The following is a 13,895-nucleotide window of genomic DNA, read 5'->3' on the forward strand; positions in this document are numbered from 1 at the left end:
AGCACGCCAATGTCCTCATCCATACCTGAACTGCTTGAAGTGCAAGATGAAATCCTGCAGATACGACACCTGATTCACTCGCAGCCAGAGCTGGGCTACGAGGAGTACCAGACCAGCGATCTGGTGGCCGAACGACTAACCTCATGGGGCTACGAAGTGACCCGCGGCATCGCCAAAACCGGCATTGTCGCGGTGCTGACCCGAGGCAGCGGAACCCGCAGGATCGGGTTGCGTGCCGACATGGATGCCTTGCCGATCCATGAGGATACGCACCTGCCCTGGCGCAGTCAGGTCGACGGAAAGATGCATGCCTGTGGCCATGATGGTCATACGGCGATGCTGCTGGGGGCGGCCTATGCCCTGGCAAAACGAAGTCTTTTCGATGGTACGCTCACCCTGATTTTTCAACCTGCGGAAGAAGGCCTGGCCGGGGCGCGACAGATGATCAGGGAAGGCGTACTCGAGCAGTTTCCCTGTGACGCGCTGTTTGCCCTGCATAACATGCCGGGCTACAAGACCGGGACCTTCGGTTTCCGCCCGGGCGCCTTCATGGCCTCGGCCGATCAGGTCGATGTGACCATCCGGGGGAAGGGCGGGCACGGGGCGATGCCCCACCTGACCGTCGACCCGATCGTGGTCTGCGCGAGCATCATCATGGCCTTGCAGACGCTGGTGTCCAGAACCGTCTCTCCCCAGGAGATGAGTGTCATCACCGTGGGGGCGATCCACGCCGGTCGGGCATCCAATGTGATCCCCGACAGCGCACACATGCTCATTTCGGTACGCGCGCTCAATCGACAGGTTCGCGATCAGCTCGAGATCGATATCACTCGGGTGATCGAGTCACAGGCGACCACTTACGGCGCCACCGCAGAGATCAAATACAGCGCCGATTATCCCTTGCTGGTAAATGACCCTGCCGCCACCGCATTTGCCGCAAGCGTGGCGCGGGACTGGCTGGGCGATGCTGAAGTGCTGGAAAACATCACCCCCTTCAACGGCAGTGAAGACTTCGCTTATTTCCTGGAACAGCGGCCGGGCTGCTACTTGATTCTGGGCAATGGAGACGGGGAAGGGGGCTGCATGATCCATGATCCCCGGTACGACTTTAACGACGAAATACTCATGCGCGGCGCCGAGTATTGGGTCCGTCTGGCCGAGCGTTTTCTCCAGAAAGATGCATGAATATCAAACCCGTAGAGCGAGGCTTTGACATGAACAAGAAAGTGGCATCTGCATTCACCCTGGCATCCCTTTTCGCTGCATTCGGCGCTCAAGCCGAGCCCACGCTGAAGTTCGGCGTAGACCCAAGCTATCCACCCTTCGAGAAGAAGATGCCCGATGGTTCCCTGAGCGGTTTCGACATCGAACTTGGGGAAGCCATCTGCGCAAATTTGCAAGTCAAGTGCGTATGGGTCGAGCAGAACTTTGACTCCATGATCCCTGCTTTGAAGGCCAGGAAGTTCGACGCCATCCTCTCGGCCTTCAGCGCCACCCCCGTGCGCCGTCAACAGGTGGACTTCACCAACAAGATTTACGTGGCCCCGTCTGCGTTGATTGCCAAAGCCGATTCCGGAATTCTGCCGGACGACGACTCGTTGAAAGGCAAGTCGGTCGGGGTCATCCAGGGCTCATTGCAGGAAACCTACGCCAAAAACGTGTGGGCCCCGAAAGGTGCGCGCATCCAGTCTTACCAGACTCAGGATCAGATCTTTCAGGACCTGATCACAGGTCGCCTGCAAGCGTCTTTCCAGGCGGCGGTTCAAGGCGATATCGGGCTGCTGCAAACGCCTCGAGGCGCGGGCTACGCCTTTGCCGGGGCACCGATCACGGACAAGAGCATCATTGGAGACGGTGTCGCGATCGGCGTACGAAAAGGGCAGGACGACCTGGTGCAGAAAATCAATGCATCGATCGTCGCGATCCGGGAGTCGGGGGAGTACGACAAGATCGCCAGCCGGTACTTTAGCTTCAATGTCTACGGCGATTGAGTCTGCGTCGCGAATGAGCTCAGCGGGGAGTGGGTAATTACGAGCGGGTAGAGCACGGTAAATGCGAAGCCCTGCAAGTCACTCACTCGCCGCCAACACCTGCGCAAGACGCTTAGCCGCCAGCGCCAGAACACACGCGTCTCAGGTGGCAACCCGCCTTGATACCTCTTTTGCCAAGGGGCCTTTGATTCTTACGGCTATCCTTGCTTCGTCGACCATCGTGCTGGCGCTGCTACAACCTCGCAATTGAACCTTGCTGCGAAGTGGGGTGGGGCGGTGCCCGGGCGGTGACTGAAAACACGATTTGGCGTTTCAGTTGTTCTGTTGACGGAACCTGTCTTCACCGTGGAGTGAACCCGCCATGACCCTGGTCCATAAACTGTTTGTCGGCGTTGCACTGACCGGCCTGCTACTCGCCGGCTGTACCTCTCAGGTCACAGAGCGCGAGCAATACTCCGGCTACCTCTCCAACTACAGCGACCTGAAGGAAGTGACCACCACCACGGGTGAGAAGTCGTTGCGCTGGGTGAGCCCGTCGTGGAACCCGGATGCCTATGACACCATCGCGTTCAGGACGCTGGAGTTTTATCCGGCGCCAAAACCCAATGAGCAGGTCAACCGGCAGACATTGGCCGACTTGCAGTACTACATGTCCAGGACGGCCAAAAGCGTGCTGGGCCGCAAATACAAAAGGGCCTCCAGCGCGGCCGCTGCACCGGCAGGATCACACCCGCTGATCCTGCGCGCGGCCATCACCGGCGTCAGCGCGTCGAACGAAGGCATGAAGTGGTATGAAGTGATGCCGATCGCCGCCGTTGTCGGCGCGACACAGGCCGCCACCGGGCATCGGGACCAGGACACGAATCTGTACATCGAAGCCGAGTTCATTGACGCGAGGACCCATCAGACGATGGCCAAGGTGGTGCGCAAGGTATTCGGCAGCCAGCTGGAAAACGAGAGTCAGAAGATCACCACCAAAGACTTCAAAGCCGCCATCGACAAAATGAACACCGATCTCTGGACGTTCGTGAACAGATGAAGGACTCGATAAACGGTGTTCCTGCGCGGCGATTGATTGATCCAGATTAATGCACGCTCCGATACCCATTGACCTGACGGGTTCGAATCAACAGACTTTCCGGCTCTTTTGATTTTCCGAGGTCTGTCAGATGCTTAAATCATTGTCTGTCGTTGCGTTCAGCCTTCTTGTCTCTCAATACGCGTTCGCCGGTGAAACCACCAATACGGCGGTCGGCGGCGGTATCGGTGGCGCGCTTGGCAGCGTTGTCGGTCAGGCGATGGGTGGGAGCACCGGCGCGGCGATCGGAGCCGGTGTAGGCGGCGCGGCCGGTGGCGCGATGACGGCCAAGAGCGGCAAGAAGACCGAGTCGGCCATTGGCGGCGGACTGGGTGCCGCAGGTGGCCAGGTGATCGGCAACAGCGTCGGTGGCAGCACGGGCGGGCTCATCGGCGCAGGCCTGGGCGGCGCGGCCGGTGGTGCGGTCGGCAACAGTATGGCCGACGATAATGACCATCACTCCGGCCACTCCGACCACAAACACAAGAATAAAAACAAGCATAAACACAAGCATCACGACTGATCGTCAGGTCTTGCGTATGGCTGCGCCACCCAGCGACAGTGAAGTTTGAATAAACGCCCCCGTCCAAATGCACGGGGGCGTTTTTATATCTGCTACCTCATTCACCGGCGATTATTTTCGTCTCATCAACCCAGGCCACCCTGGTGCCGGTCAAGGCATGTTGGAGCCTGGTGTCCACCTCGGCCTTCGACATCAGGCGTATCGGTTGAGGGGTCACGACGTGAATGTGTGCCTTTGCCACCGCCTCATTGAAATTTGACGAAAAGGCGTCGGACCCCGCCGCCGTGGACTTTGGCGACTGGGCGGGCAGAACATCCCGGGTGGTCGATTGATTGTCGAGGTTGGTTTTCTGGTGTTTGGTGCCAGCGTTATAGATGTGATTTCCGATCGATCCGTTGATGTTCATTCAGGGGGTCTCCGTTGACTAATAAATGTCTTGCGTAATTTATAAGGCAAGCATCAGGCCAACTCCTGCACGTCGAGAAAACCCTGTGGAAGGGGCGAATTTCAGAAGGTCGGACTACAGGCCGGCGCCTATCATCCGATGAGCGCGGCAACCGGTTGCCAGCCGCCGGCAGAACTTTACCGGCCAGTTGAAGTGCTTCGGCCCCCGCCCGGATTGCTTCGGATCTCCCCAAGCATCCGCGCCGCATCCCTCGACGGCGGCAAACCAAACACCCGGGCATAGTCGCGGCTGAACTGAGTCGCGCTTTCATAGCCGACCTCGAACGCCGCGCCCGTGACACTCCTGGCATGGGCCACCATCAGTGTCCGGGCCTGTAGCAGGCGCACCCGCTTTTGATACTGCAAGGGGCTGAGCGCCGTGACGGCCTTGAAGTGTCGGTGGAAGGCCGACACGCTCATTGACGCCAGTTGCGCCAATGCATCGACCCGAATGGGTTCGGCAAAGTCCTGGCGAATGTGCGCAATGGCCAGGTTGACCCGCGCCATGGCGCTGTCGGGTGCCGCGATGTCGCGCAGCATCCAGCCATGGGGACCTTGCAGGACCCGGAACAGAATCTCCCGCTCGTAGACCGGTGCAAGGGCGGCGACTTCTTCGGGCTTGCCCATCAGGCGCAACAGGCGCACCCAGGCATCCATCAGTTCGGGCGTGACGGCGGCCACCGAAAAACCGGCTTCCTGTTCATGCTGTCCGAGGGGCTTGGGCAGGTCGGCCAGCAGCGTGGTCAAGACAACCGGATCAAGGGTCAGGCTGACCGCCAGATAAGGTTCGCCGCTTGCCGAGGGGTGAACCTGGCCGACCGCCGGCAGGTCGATGGACATCACAAAGTAAGTCGCCGGGTCGTATCGAAGCGTGCGGTCGGCGATGGTCATTGATTTACTGCCTTGCAGAATCAGGTTGATCATCGGTTCGTAAACGGCGGCCAACAGGTGTTCAGGGATTTCACCCTGAACCATGGCGACGCGCGGGATACCCGTATCCGTGCGGCGGTTTTCGGCGCGGCACGCCAGGGCGCGAAGTTCTGTCAGTTGGGTTTTCATGGCGTTCATCTGAACTCACGCCGATACGGGCACGCAAGCGAAAAGCAGAAACAGGCAGGTATCGGGCAGGAACGGCTGCGCTCGCCGCGATGCACAGGGCTACTGTGGTGACTCACCTCAGTGACATTGGAGCAGCGCATGAGCGTTATCGTTATTACCGGCGGCAGTCGGGGCATCGGCGCCAGTACGGCCGAGCACTGTGCCCGGCGCGGCATGGGGGTCATCCTGACCTACAAAAGCAATGTCGAGGCGGCGACATCCGTCGTCCAGCGTATCCAGGCCTCGGGCGGCAAAGCCGTGGCGCTTGAACTGGACGTGGCGGATGTCAGCCAATTCAGCCGTTTCCGTGAAAGCGTGCAGCAGACTCTGCAGGCAACCTGGGGCGTGGATACGTTGGCAGGTCTGGTCAACAACGCGGGTCACGGTCAGTTCACTCCCCTGGCATCGGTCACCGAAGCGCAGTTTGACGACCTGTTGGGTGTCCACCTCAAAGGCCCGTTTTTTCTGACGCAAACCTTGCTGCCTGTGTTGGACGAGGGCGCCAGCATCGTCAATCTGACCAGCGCCACGACTCGCGTTGCCACCCCCGGTGTGGCGCCCTATGCGGCCTTCAAGGGCGGGCTGGAAGTGTTGACCCGTTACATGGCCAAGGAGTTCGCCGGTCGGCGCATCCGCGCCAACGCGGTCTCGCCCGGGGCCATTCGTACGGAGTTGGGTGGCGGTTTGAATGATGAGTTCGAGGCGTTGCTGGCCGCACAAACTGCACTAGGCAGAGTGGGTGAGCCAGAGGATGTCGCCCGAGTCATCGCCATGCTGCTGTGCGAAGAAGGAAGCTGGATCAACGCCCAATCCATCGAAGTGGCGGGCGGCTATTTCATTTGAATCGCTATCCGAGTGCGAGGCTTCCCCATGCTTGATCACATTTTTCTGTCGGTCAGTGACATCGATCGTTCCATCGATTTCTACACATCAACACTGACCCCGCTGGGCATCACCGCAAGGCTCGATTACGACGGCCGGGACGGACCGCCAGGGCATCCGGATCTGAAAGGCTTCGGTGCCAATGGACGCATGTTTTTCTGGCTGCGTGAAGGCGTGGTAGAGGGGCGGGCGGTGCATGTCGGCTTTGTGGCGAGCAGTAAGACCGAAGTCGACGCGGCCTATGCGGCTGCCCTGCGCAGTGGTGCGGTCGACAATGGTGCCCCGGGTGCACGCCTGCATTACGACCCGAATTATTACGCTGCCAACGTCCTCGATCCGGACGGTTACAGCCTCGAATTCGTCTACAAGAACTGGCAGCACACCTCATGAAAAAATTGATGATTTACGGCGCGACGGGATACACCGGGCGCATGGCGGCCGAGCATGCCAAAGGGCAGGGGATGGACCTTGTCATTGGCGGGCGCAATGCCGAAAAACTGCAAGCACTCGCCGCGCAACTGGACGTGGCTTACCGGGTATTCGATTCGGATGCTCACGCCGCGAAGTCCCTGGAGGGCATCGCGGTACTGCTGAACTTCGCCGGGCCATTCGCACAGACGGCGGCACCTTTGATGCAGGCCTGTATCGAGGCCGGGGTCGACTATCTGGACATCACGGCGGAGATCAATGTTTATCGGCTGGCGGAGCAACTGGGGGCTCAGGCCGCCAGGGCGGGCGTGATGTTACTGCCCGGGGTCGGTTGGGACGTGGTGCCGACCGATTGCCTGGCGATGCAGGTCGCTCGACGGGTACAGCAACCGCATTCACTACGAATCGCCCTGCAGGTTGCAGGCTCCATGTCACGGGGATCGGCCTTGAGTGTCGGCGAGATCATGAATGCAGGCCTTCTGGCGCGGGTGGGTGGTCAACTCGTCGCGACCCCGGATGCGCAGCCGCGTCACTTCGATTTCGGTGACGGCCCGGTGCTGTGCGCGCCGCTGTCGTTCGGCGATTTGGTCACCGGCTGGCATTCCACCGGCATTCCCGACATCGCCATGTTCGTGCACGTCAGCGGCGATGCATTCCCCGAGGGCGATCTGTCGCAACTGCCGGACGGCCCCAGTGTTGAACAACGCGAAGCGCATCGTGCCCGGGCGGTGGTGGAAGTCTCAGGCGCCAATGGCAACGTGGCACGCTCGGTGATTGAAACCGTCAACGGCTACACCTACACACCGTTGGTGGCGGTTGAAGCCGCACGGCGAGTGTTGAATGGCGAACGACGACCGGGGTTTGACACGCCTGGACGGGTATTCGGGAGTGGGTTTGCCGAGACCATCGACGGGACAACCATCACCAATCAGGAGTTGGCGAACCTCAACGCGGAAACAAAAAAGTAACCGCTGCCCGGAATCCCCATCCTTGAGGGCCGTCATCCGGTGAGTCGAGCCAGTAGCGCGGTCCGGCTTGCACGGTCAATGGATGGCCGCCGATTTTCAGCAGTTGCGTCACCGTCAGGTTGATCGGCACCGACCATTCGCGCGTCTGCCAGTCGTAGGTGGATTCGGTGTTCACCCCGTAGGTGGTGAGTGTGTGGGTGGTGTAGGAGAGGAAGGGTTGCAGGAAGGTCTGGTTGACCTTGTCCTTGTCGTCCGGCGGGCTGCCCTCCAGGCCCCAGATGTGGTTGGCGAGTATGCCGTGGGTCCAGCCATTTTCCTGTTGCAGCGCAACGGCGGTCGGGCCCATGCCCCATTGCTCGTTGCCGAGCAACTTGTCGCTGCCGGTGGGAATCAGGATGGCCGGGCCGACGCCAAGGATCCAGCCACTTTCCGTGGGTTCTTTGGGCGAAAAGAAAAAGCTCTGGGTGATATCCCCGACTCCCCACTTGTCCGCCGCACCGCCGGGTGCCAGGCCGTGTTGGTCGATGACGGGCAGGATGGTGCGCGAAATCAGGTTCCAGTCGTCGTTGAGGGTAAAGGGCAATACCGGCTGGATATTGGTCACGCTGTGCATGCCTTCACCGGTCGGGCCGATTTTCTGGTCCCAGTTGTACTGCACCGGCAGGCTGTACATGGCCGCCACCGGGTTGAGGGCTTTTTTCGCCAGTTCTGCCGAATCATCGGCGTGGGCCACGGAGACCCAGCACAGCGAGGCGATCAGTGTCGAAGAGGTGTATCTCCAGCGTTTTTCCAGATCCATGGCTGTTCACCTGTAGTCGACGAAAGCGCGCGGCGCAGAGTGTTGCCCTCCCGGGCGGGAGGGCAACCTGTTCCAACGTCAGTGCGAGGTCACTTCGATGGGCGGGAACTTGTAGCTGCCTTCCTGCACCTCTTTGCTCGGGCCATACAGACGCATCACGATGTACGCATCCTTTTCCGGAATGGGCAGGTAGTTGGGATTGCTCTCGTCACCCTTGGCGCTCATCTCAATGGTGTAGTTGCCGTCGGCATCCGGCTTCAACGTGCGGTCACCGCGGCTGTGGCGATTGATGGCGTTGTGGGCCATGAAACGGTTGTCCGAGGCGTATACCGTGAAGGACCAGAACTGGCTGACATCCGGCGCCTTGAAGGTCATGCGGTAGGACTTGCCGTTGGCACCGTTGATGTTTTTTCCATCACTGGCGGTCCCTTCCTTGAGATAGACGCTCTCGTCCGGCGGCAGGCCCCATTGCCCGACATAGGTGCCGACGGCAAACAGGTCGCGTGGGCCGTCACCCAACTGCTCGCGGGTGCCCAGGGATTTGCCCGACGTGGTCAGGTTGGGCGCCAGGTCCTTGATGTGCTTCAGGCCCAGTGCTTCGCCTTTCTTGGCGGCAGCCAGTTGCTCCTTGGTGAAGTCTTTCTTGCAGGGCTCCAGGCCGATCGCTTTGTACTGATCCAGCCATTTTTTATCGGCCTTGGCCATGCTGCCGTCGCACAGGACGAAATTGACCCGTTGCAGCCAGTTGGTTTTCGCCGGGTCCAGATAAGTGCGCTGCTTGGCCTTGGGGCCGGGTTCGCCGAGGTAGGCGGAGAGTGTCCGGACGTTCCAGTCGTCCATGTACTTGAGCGCGGTTTTCTGGTCCTCGGCGTCCGTGGCCATGATCCGCCCCATCAACTTCACCAGGTTGGAGTCGACGCGGATCACTTCGGTGACACTGCCTGGTACTTCGCCCTTCCAGTCCTGCGCGGCAAACATGAAGTGGCCGCCCTTGGTTTCGCGGGTACGCGAGCCGATCATGGACGTCGTGTAGTGGCCCATGTCCATGGTGTGCAGGATCCAGTAACGGCCCTTGTCCATTTCCGGGACGCTGATGATCACCGGTTCCGCCGCCACATCGAGCCAACCCTGCAGGTGCAGGGTGTCGTTGTTGATGGTGGGGTGGTCAACGTAGGTGTCGTCGGCCAGGTGACGGATGTTCTGGAAGCGGTTGAGCGGGGTATGGGTCTTGACCGCTGTTTCGTAGAAGAACTTGTAGGCCTCGTCGATGGAATAGCCGTAGATATAGGCATCTTCGGCCAGTTTGTCGGGGATTTGCGCAAAGGCCGGCAGGGCAAGCGAAAGCAGGGCTGCTCCAAGCACCATGGGTTTCATCAAGACTCCTTTGGGCTGGCGGGCCAGCCCTGTCGTTTGGTTATCGAAGGTGGCAGACAGCATTCAGGGGTTGACCCGTTCGAAGTCGGGCAGCTTGAAGGTCTTGTTGTTGAACGCCTCGGTTGGGCCGTAGAAACGCATGGCCGGCAAGGGGCGCTTGCCCGAGGTGGGAATCCAGTTGGCTTCCTCGCCTGCCGGGGCCGTCGGGCCGACATAGATCGTCACTCCGCCATCGGCGTTCTTCTTCATTTTCTCGACATCGAACGACGACAGCGTGGTGCGGTTGCTGTCGCTGTAGATGAACGAAAAGGTGGCGCGGTCATAGACCGTCAGCGCCCAGAACTGCTTGACCGGCATGTCCTTGGGCACATCGAGCTTGTAGAGCTGGCCGGCTTCCAGCGGTTTGCCGTCCTTGTCGGCCATCGCCATCTGGTAGGAGGTGGCCGGCGAGTTGCTGAGCACCTTGGGCATGTAGGTGCACCAGAAGTATTCCGCCGCGCGTTCGATGAGGTCGATACGGTCGTCGTAGATGAACTTGAACTCGCGGTTGGTATCGGCTTGCAACAGCGAGACGTAGTGCCGGTCTGGCCAGTACACGCGCTTGGACATCTCGGTGTCGAACCATTGCTGGAGGTAGAACCAGGCATCGATCGCCGCCTGGTGCATGGCCCGTTTCGCGGTTTCGTCCGGCGTGAAGGGTTTGCCCTTGACGATGCCCAGGGACGACAACATGCCCATCATGACTTTGTCGTGTTCGCGTACCGGCTCGACGCTCATGATCTCGTGCATGTCCTCGAAATGACGTTCGTCGTAGAACGGCAGCGTCGGGTAGCGTTCATGGGCGGGGTCGATGAACTTCTGCTGGGGTGGTGACTTGGCTTCCGACAGGTAGTACATGCGCAGGCGCTTGGCGTAGGCGTAGGCATCCTTGGCGGTCTTGCCCGCTGGCGGCACCGAGCGGAAGGCCAGGGCGATGCGGTAGTTCGGCGAGCTGACGTGGATGTAGCCCTTGGGAATGGCCCCCTTGTAGTCCGGTGCAGTGAACAGGTACTTGCCGCCTTTGCCTTTGTCGAGTCCGGCCGGGCCGACGTCGGCGATCGTCAGCTGCCAGGCATCCACCACCTGGCCGTACAGGCTGCCTTCAGCACTGGCCGTAGGGATCTCCAGGACCACCGGGCCTTTGCGCAGATCGGTGTAGGCCGCGATGTAAGGCGTGGTGCTGTTGGCGGTAATGGCTTCGAGCTGAGGCGTGGCCGTCGCCGAATAGGCAATGATGTCGTTGTCCTTGTAGCCCAGGTCCTTCTCGGCGGCACGGCGGAACGAGTAGATGGCGATGGCCGGCATGTTCCACAGGATGGCTTCGAACGCACGCTGGTATTTGATCTGGTAGTCGAAGTCCTTGACCGAGGCAGCCGAACCCGGTGGCGGTTGGCCACCCAAGGGTTCGGTGGCTGCCTGCGCCGTGGCCATGGCACAGGTGGCGATCGCCGATGCGAGCAGGCAGGGAAGCACGGCGGTGGACATCCGAGTCATCAATCCATCTATGGCTCTCATTGGCAACTCCTGTGGGCAAGCAAGATGTTTAGTAGACCGCGGAGGTTGTAGCTCGAAGCAGTGTAGTAGAGGTTTCCGGGAGGGAAGGGTGGTGAACGGGTGCTGTTCGCGTGGGAGCACTTGTACCCCGCGTCGCATCGAACTATCCCGCGACCACAAAAATTATGATCGGCCCGCACACCGCCAGCAGCACATTGGAAATGGCATAGCACACGGTAAAACCGATCACCGGAGTGTTGCTGCCGGACTGCTCGATGATTTTGTTCATCGATGCCGCTTCCGTCTGGGCGCCCGCCAGGCCGCCGAACAAAATCATGGGGTGAAGGCGCAAGACGTACCGACCGAAGTAGAGCGCCACCAGCGGCGGCAGGATCGTCACCACGGCGCCCGAGAACAGCAGCGCCAGGCCTTGTTCCTTCATCGCGGCGAACGCGGCGGGCCCGGCCAGCAGGCCGACCACCGCGCCGAACGCGGTCAAGCCGAACTCGGAAAATGCCCACTGGGCAGCGGCCGGCAAGGCGCCGATTTCCGGGTGGCGCGAGTTGTACCAACCGATCACCAGGGCGGCCACCAACACACCGCCGCCGATACCCAGCTCCACCGGGATCATGCCGATATGCGTCGACAGCAGGCCGAGCAGCGACCCCAGCACCATGCCCAAGGCATGCACGGCAATATCGCTCTTGTAGTTGTGCTGACGAATCCGGCCAAGGCGCTTGGCCAGCCAGTCGACGCTTGAGGTACGGCCGGTCACGCTGATCACGTCGCCACGGCGCAGCACGGTATTGGGCAACAGCGGCAGGTCATAACCCTGACGGGTGATGGTGTTCAGGAAACAGCCCAGACGCCCAGTGTTTTCCAGCCGGGCCCTGGCCTGGTGAATGGTCTTGCCGGCAAACTCCTTCGACGTCAGCACGATGTCGGCCTGTCGAGTGGGAAAGGACAGCGCCTCGGGGTGATCGATTTCCGGGCCCATCTGGTGACTGAGGCTGCCGACGGCTTCGCGCAAGGCGTACACGCCGATGATGTCGCCTTCCATCAGGGTGAATCCTTCATCACGCTCGATGACGTGCCCGGCGCGCACGACCCGTTCCACGCTCAGGAACTCATGCAGCTTTTCAATATCGGCAATGCGCCGACCTTTGGCCTGGCCATTGGCGGCCACCTGATGGGCGCGCACGACAATGCGCGTGTAAGGCACGGTGAGCGCGTCCTCGTCCTTGGCAATGCCCAACTGTTGCTCCAGTTCCCGCGCCGAGGCCTTCAGGTCGACCCCCAGCAGTTTCGGCGCAATGCTGCCGACGAAGACAATCAGGCCGATGGTGCCGAACAGGTAGGTAATCGCGTAGGCAATCGCCATGTGGCTGTTGAGTTGGGCCTTGGCCGCGCTGTCGAGGGTCAACTGGTTGATGGCGCTGGTGGCCGTGCCCATGATCGCCGTATCCGTCAGGGCGCCGGCACCGAGCCCGGCGGTGAACCCGGCATCGAAATGAAAAATCGCGTTCATCAGCAGAATCGAACCCAGCGCCGTCGCGCACAGCACCACCGAAAGCACCACCAGTTTGAGGGTGCCGCGATTGAGGCTGCCAAAAAACTCAGGCCCGCTCTTGAAGCCGACGGCATAGATGAACAGCACGAAAAACACCGACTTCAACCCGGACGGCACTTCAAGGCCGATCTGCCCGATGAGCAACCCCATCAACAACGCACCGGCTACGGAACCCAAATGAAAGCTGCCAATGTGGATACGCCCGATCAACACGCCCAGTGCGATGGCCAGGAACACCGCGATTTCCGGGTCGGAACGCAGGGCGTTCAGGAAAAAATCGAGCATGGGGCAGACTCCGTTCAACGGGCGATGCGCACGCCAGGGCTCGTGAGCCTTTGTTCCGCAGTTCTGTGCCGAACTCGCAGGGCAAGGGCAGAGCATGTAGAGCGCAGCCTAGTTCAGCGGCGAAGTATTGCCAGATTCGCGGCCTTGAACTTGGGCATTACCAGAGACAGCGGATGTTCTCGTTCAAATTGCAAATGCCGCCAGCTTGATCCCGCTCTCCATTTTCGGCATTGCACCACCCAGCACGCCACCCAGCACCATGCGGGTAATGGTCGCCGCCGCGCGTTCATAGTCGGCATCGTCGGGTTCTGCCGTGCCCCTGATGAGCGCCATCTGCCAACCCAGGTTGGTATAGGTCCGGGTGGCCGACCAGATGGTGAGCATCAGATGTTCAGGATCGACGGGGGCGAGCAGGCCACGGTCAATCCAGCGGCTCAGGTATTCGACGTTGCGCTGGGCTTCGGCTTGCAGCAGGTGCTTGTACTTGTCAGGCAAATGCTTGCCACCGAAGAGCAATTCGTGACTGAAGACCTTGGAGCTGTACGGGTTTTCCCGAATGATCCGGATCCGGGCCTTTATGTAGGCGTGCAGACCCTCTGTCGGGTCGTCGTTGTCGCGCAATGCCGCTGAAGCCTTCAGCAGCGGCTCGACAAAACTGAGCAGCACATGGGCGTAGAGGTTCTCCTTGGTTTGAAAGTAGTAGTAGAGATTGGCCTTGGGAATGCCTGCGCGTGCCGCGATATCACGGGTCTGGGTGGCGTTGAAGCCGTTGACGGAAAACTCTTCACTGGCCGCTTTCAGGATCAGGTGATGATTCCTCTGGCGGATGCTGGGTTTGTTCAGGGCATGATCCCGCGCGCTGCACAGGTCGCCGATTTCGTAGTTTGAAAGTTTCATCATGTCGGGTTGAAGCCGGGGGCA

At 60.4% G+C, this 13,895-nt stretch carries 14 protein-coding genes; 7 read left to right on the top strand and 7 right to left on the bottom strand.

The features are described from left to right. The first annotated feature begins 9 nt into the window (after positions 1-9). The 4 genes from DKY63_RS31635 to DKY63_RS31655 all read left to right on the top strand — a co-directional run bounded on the left by DKY63_RS31635 (position 10) and on the right by DKY63_RS31655 (position 3,592). Positions 10-1,185 carry a M20 aminoacylase family protein gene (locus DKY63_RS31635; RefSeq protein WP_110967736.1) on the top strand — a complete coding sequence of 392 codons (1,176 nt, stop codon included), beginning with the start codon at positions 10-12 and terminating at the stop codon, positions 1,183-1,185. Next, on the top strand, positions 1,182-1,991 hold the full coding sequence (locus DKY63_RS31640) for a transporter substrate-binding domain-containing protein (protein WP_239499354.1): 810 nt from the start codon (positions 1,182-1,184) through the stop codon (positions 1,989-1,991). The genes DKY63_RS31635 and DKY63_RS31640 overlap by 4 nt, the downstream gene beginning before the upstream one ends. A 361-nt stretch (positions 1,992-2,352) precedes the next feature. Beyond that, the gene (locus DKY63_RS31650; protein WP_110967739.1) at positions 2,353-3,030 is read left to right on the top strand and encodes a DUF3313 domain-containing protein; all 678 of its coding nucleotides are present in this window, start codon (positions 2,353-2,355) and stop codon (positions 3,028-3,030) included. A 130-nt stretch (positions 3,031-3,160) separates the two neighbouring features. Continuing rightward, the gene (locus tag DKY63_RS31655; RefSeq protein WP_110967740.1) at positions 3,161-3,592 is read left to right on the top strand and encodes a glycine zipper domain-containing protein; all 432 of its coding nucleotides are present in this window, start codon (positions 3,161-3,163) and stop codon (positions 3,590-3,592) included. Positions 3,593-3,689: 97 nt separating this feature from the next. Here the strand turns inward: DKY63_RS31655 and DKY63_RS31660 are convergent, their stop codons facing one another. Both DKY63_RS31660 and DKY63_RS31665 read right to left on the bottom strand, forming a co-directional pair. After that, the gene (locus tag DKY63_RS31660; RefSeq protein WP_110967741.1) at positions 3,690-3,998 is read right to left on the bottom strand and encodes a hypothetical protein; all 309 of its coding nucleotides are present in this window, start codon (positions 3,996-3,998) and stop codon (positions 3,690-3,692) included. Positions 3,999-4,174: 176 nt separating this feature from the next. Beyond that, positions 4,175-5,095 carry an AraC family transcriptional regulator gene (locus tag DKY63_RS31665; protein ID WP_204354381.1) on the bottom strand — a complete coding sequence of 307 codons (921 nt, stop codon included), beginning with the start codon at positions 5,093-5,095 and terminating at the stop codon, positions 4,175-4,177. 138 nt (positions 5,096-5,233) lie between these two features. On the opposite strand from DKY63_RS31665, the gene DKY63_RS31670 reads away from it, so the two are divergent. From DKY63_RS31670 to DKY63_RS31680, 3 genes are read left to right on the top strand one after another with little or no spacing between them, the layout of a single operon-like run. Further along, positions 5,234-5,977, top strand: coding sequence for an SDR family NAD(P)-dependent oxidoreductase (locus tag DKY63_RS31670; RefSeq protein ID WP_110967742.1), 744 nt, complete (start codon positions 5,234-5,236; stop codon positions 5,975-5,977). A 27-nt stretch (positions 5,978-6,004) separates the two neighbouring features. Further along, complete coding sequence (locus DKY63_RS31675; protein WP_110967743.1) at positions 6,005-6,406, top strand: VOC family protein; 402 nt, start codon at positions 6,005-6,007, stop codon at positions 6,404-6,406. Beyond that, complete coding sequence (locus DKY63_RS31680; RefSeq protein WP_110967744.1) at positions 6,403-7,413, top strand: saccharopine dehydrogenase family protein; 1,011 nt, start codon at positions 6,403-6,405, stop codon at positions 7,411-7,413. Before DKY63_RS31675 ends, DKY63_RS31680 begins: the two co-directional genes overlap by 4 nt. Here DKY63_RS31680 and DKY63_RS31685 read toward each other — a convergent pair. From DKY63_RS31685 to DKY63_RS31705, 5 genes are all read right to left on the bottom strand, one after another. Next, a complete protein-coding gene (locus DKY63_RS31685) occupies positions 7,391-8,212 on the bottom strand; it encodes a transporter (RefSeq protein ID WP_110967745.1) in 822 nt (273 codons plus the stop codon). The genes DKY63_RS31680 and DKY63_RS31685 overlap by 23 nt on opposite strands. A gap of 78 nt (positions 8,213-8,290) precedes the next feature. After that, complete coding sequence (locus DKY63_RS31690; RefSeq protein ID WP_110967746.1) at positions 8,291-9,586, bottom strand: DUF1254 domain-containing protein; 1,296 nt, start codon at positions 9,584-9,586, stop codon at positions 8,291-8,293. Between the two features lie 63 nt (positions 9,587-9,649). Continuing rightward, positions 9,650-11,140 (bottom strand): DUF1254 domain-containing protein, encoded by a 1,491-nt coding sequence (locus tag DKY63_RS31695; RefSeq protein WP_110967747.1) that lies wholly within the window; start codon positions 11,138-11,140, stop codon positions 9,650-9,652. A gap of 142 nt (positions 11,141-11,282) precedes the next feature. Next, positions 11,283-12,974 (bottom strand): aspartate-alanine antiporter, encoded by a 1,692-nt coding sequence (gene aspT, locus DKY63_RS31700; RefSeq protein WP_110967748.1) that lies wholly within the window; start codon positions 12,972-12,974, stop codon positions 11,283-11,285. A gap of 183 nt (positions 12,975-13,157) precedes the next feature. Beyond that, positions 13,158-13,874, bottom strand: coding sequence for a TetR/AcrR family transcriptional regulator (locus DKY63_RS31705; protein ID WP_239499355.1), 717 nt, complete (start codon positions 13,872-13,874; stop codon positions 13,158-13,160). Positions 13,875-13,895 lie beyond the last annotated feature (21 nt).

The organism is Pseudomonas putida (assembly GCF_003228315.1).
Classification (GTDB): domain Bacteria; phylum Pseudomonadota; class Gammaproteobacteria; order Pseudomonadales; family Pseudomonadaceae; genus Aquipseudomonas; species Aquipseudomonas putida_S.